Source organism: Undibacterium sp. SXout7W, assembly GCF_049339385.1.
GTDB lineage: Bacteria > Pseudomonadota > Gammaproteobacteria > Burkholderiales > Burkholderiaceae_D > Undibacterium.
The window spans coordinates 1-284 of record NZ_JBMPPF010000161.1; the positions used below are offsets into that span (position 1 = coordinate 1).

The window sequence follows — 284 nt, forward strand, 5'->3', positions numbered from 1 at the left end:
GTTCTTCAAGAAAAACTTGGCTTGGGTTCAAGACTTCAACAAGTCCAGCTGATTGCATTTCAAAAATGCCGATCTCGTTGGTAGAGCCAAAACGGTTTTTCACCGCCCGCAGGATGCGAAAAGTATGATGCCTTTCCCCTTCAAAGTAGAGAACGGTATCCACCATATGTTCTAACATACGGGGACCAGCTAAGGTTCCTTCCTTGGTAACATGTCCTACAATAAAGGTTGCAATGTTGTTAGTCTTTGCAAGTTGCATCAATTCGGCAGTGACTTCTCTCACC

The 284-nt window shown here is 44.4% G+C and carries 1 pseudogene; it reads right to left on the reverse strand.

The features are described from left to right. Positions 1-284 (reverse strand): annotated as a pseudogene (locus ACO0LB_RS20930) (DNA repair protein RadA); the annotation flags it as partial.